A 2,908-nucleotide genomic window follows, 5' to 3' on the forward strand; every position below is an offset into this window, starting at 1 on the left:
GCTTCCTTCATATCCAGCTAATTGGTGTAAGAGAACACGCGCAAACGTACTTTTACCTGATCCAGATTTTCCGACTAAAGCAGAAAAACTGCCTTTTGAAAAAACAGCTGAAACTTGATCTAAAGCAGGTTGCTGATTGGTATCGTAAAAATATAATAATTTATTCACATGAATAACAGCTAATGATCCCACTGCTATTTTTTGTGTACCATAAACTTGTTCCGGAAGTTCCAGATAAGTAAATAACTTGCTGCAAGCACTGATTCCATTCATTGCAACATGAAATAAAGAGCCTAATTGGCGCATCGGGATAAAAAATTCTGCACTCAACAATAAAAACATCAATGCTCCAGTTGTTTCAATCGTTCCTCGAGCATAACTTATGAGTGCTAAGCCGATTCCCAACGCCGCACCACTATAAGAAACAATATCCATGATAGTAATAGAATTCAACTGCATAGAAAGCAGACTCATCGTCACTTTACGAAACCGCTCTGCATCATCAACCATTTCTTGGTGTTTATGCGCATCTTGGTTAAATGCTTTCAATACGCTCAATCCTGCTAAATTCTCATGAAACTTCGCTCCTAAATCCGTATAGCGCGACCAGTAACGACTTAAAATGCGTTTTGCAATTTTCATGACTACCATAATGACGATTGGAATCAGCGGTGTACAAACCAGCAGAACTAGCGCAGGCTGCCAATCAAACCCAGCTAAAACACCAAAAATCATCAGGGAAGCAATCAGACAATAAAATAATTGTGGTAAAAAACGAGCATAATAAATATCCAGTTGCTCAATACCATCTACTGTCAATTGTGCTAAAGTAGGCGCCGCTAATTGTTTTTGACTACTGCCTAGGCGAAAGGCTTTTTCCATTACTGATTGTCGCAATTTTAGCCGCAGATCTGCCGAAGCTTGATAAGCTTTTTTTTCAATTTGTTTAGTTAAAATGATTTTTCCAGTGAGTACGATCAATGTCATTAACAATAAAACTTGAATGGAAATTCTTTCTCCTTCTAAATAATGGGCTAATTGAGTAGCAAAAACAAACCACAAGACTATAGACAACCCTAAATTGGTTGTTCGAAAAATCACTAAGTAAATTAAAGGCTTTTTTTCTATCAAATGGAATAAACGCTTATCAATCATCTATTTCACCCGCTGCAACTATGATTTCAGGAATTTTATGTACACTTGTAGACAATCTATTTGCAGCTGTATTCTTTATCAAATCAGTAAAAAAGAAGTTTTTCATTTTTTCTCGCTCCTTCTAGATTATATGAATAATTTTTTGTCTCACTTTTTTTAAAATTACCCTTCTAGTATAACATAGTACGACAGAAGATTGTGCTTTATATCACTAACGAAAAAATATTTAAACTTACATTAGCGCAACTAGGTAATTGCTAAAAGAAGCCCTGCTTATGTTGTGAGTCACAGCAAATTAAAATCGTTACTTTTAAAACACAAAAAGAGAAAGTTTCCCCTATAGTTCGGTAGCTTGTCCATCGCTCTTTTCTTTATTTTTTTCAGAGCCTATATTTAATACAATTGCTTTTCCAAAACTGTGTTTACTTTATGAACAATTGAGGTAATAGCCGAGTGTGCTCAACTTTACGTAAACCAATCAGCACATCCAGTCTTAATGATTAAGGATCTAAAACAAAGTCAATTTTCCCATTCATTAAATCGAGGAATCGGGCTTTCATTACTTAGAAAATGCGTTCAGTTATTAAAAATAACTACTAATAAAGACCAGTACCAGCTAATTGCAGCAGTGTGTGCACGATATACTTTTTGCCAAGCTCATCATCCTTAAAGTTTTTTTCATGGAAGATCGAACCTCTTTCGCTAAAAAAAGTAGTCCATGTGCCTTCTTCTTTAAAATAATGGAAACCTTCAGCCATAGATGATCTTGTTGCATCACTCTGCGGAATACCATGGATCAACGTATAGTCATATACTTCTGCTTCACTAACCGTAAAAATGTTAGAATACTTATGAAACCTCATATTTTTAACCCCAAGAGTTTTACAGGCAAAATCTAATGCATTTCCATACAACAGTATCTTTATTTGTGTTTCTTTATCAACCAAGACGATCAACCCCTTATAGGATTTTTGTGTGTACACTTGCTGATTTACTTTAATGATACAGAGCTAAAGAAAAGACAATCAGCCATACCAGTATGCTGGCATGACTGACTGTTTTATTTCTAACCGATTAGTTTACAGAAAGCCTTCGTTTATTGATTATTAGCCAATTGAGATAAGTGAAACTCTAGGTGTTCTTCAATAAAACTCGCAATCGTATAATAACTATGATCATGTCCTTTTTGCATTCGAACCGTCAAAGGATACTTTTTCTCATCTGCAACAGCCACTAGCTTAGATGGCTGCAATTGTTTTTTATAAAAAGAATCCGCATCTCCTTGATCAATCAAAACCGGAATTTTTTTACCCGTGTAATTCTTTAGCAGTTCTGCTGTATCCCATTCACGCCATTTTTCTTTATCGCTGCCAAGATACGCGTTGAAGGCTTTTGTCCCCCAGGGAACTTGACTAGGATTAACGATCGGCGCAAAAGCAGAAATCGAGCGGAACCGCTCTGCATTACGTAGACCGATTATCAACGCTCCATGACCGCCCATAGAATGACCTGAAATAAATTCTGGTCCCGTTAGTTGAAAGCGGTCATGAGCGATGTTGGTTAGCTCTTTAGTGATGTAATCATACATTTTATAATGAGGCTCCCACGGCTGTTCGGTAGCATTAAGGTAAAACCCTGCTCCTTGGCCTAAATCCCAATCCTCTGAATCCGCTACATGCTCTCCACGTGGACTAGTATCCGGCATGATCATGGCTACACCTAAACGCGATGCAGCTTGTTGTGCACCGGCTTT

3 protein-coding genes are annotated in these 2,908 nt (G+C 37.1%); all 3 read right to left on the minus strand.

The features are described from left to right. Positions 1-1,155, minus strand: a 1,155-nt coding sequence (locus RT405_RS13295; protein WP_313470334.1) for an ABC transporter transmembrane domain-containing protein, incomplete at its 3' end; no start/stop codon positions are given. A gap of 596 nt (positions 1,156-1,751) precedes the next feature. Next, positions 1,752-2,102, minus strand: a complete 351-nt coding sequence (locus tag RT405_RS13300) for a hypothetical protein (protein ID WP_313470336.1) — start codon at positions 2,100-2,102, stop codon at positions 1,752-1,754. Positions 2,103-2,251: 149 nt separating this feature from the next. Next, on the minus strand, positions 2,252-2,908 hold a 657-nt coding region (fghA, locus tag RT405_RS13305; protein ID WP_313470338.1), incomplete at its 5' end, for an S-formylglutathione hydrolase.

Source organism: Carnobacterium sp. (assembly GCF_032094055.1).
Classification (GTDB): domain Bacteria; phylum Bacillota; class Bacilli; order Lactobacillales; family Carnobacteriaceae; genus Carnobacterium_A.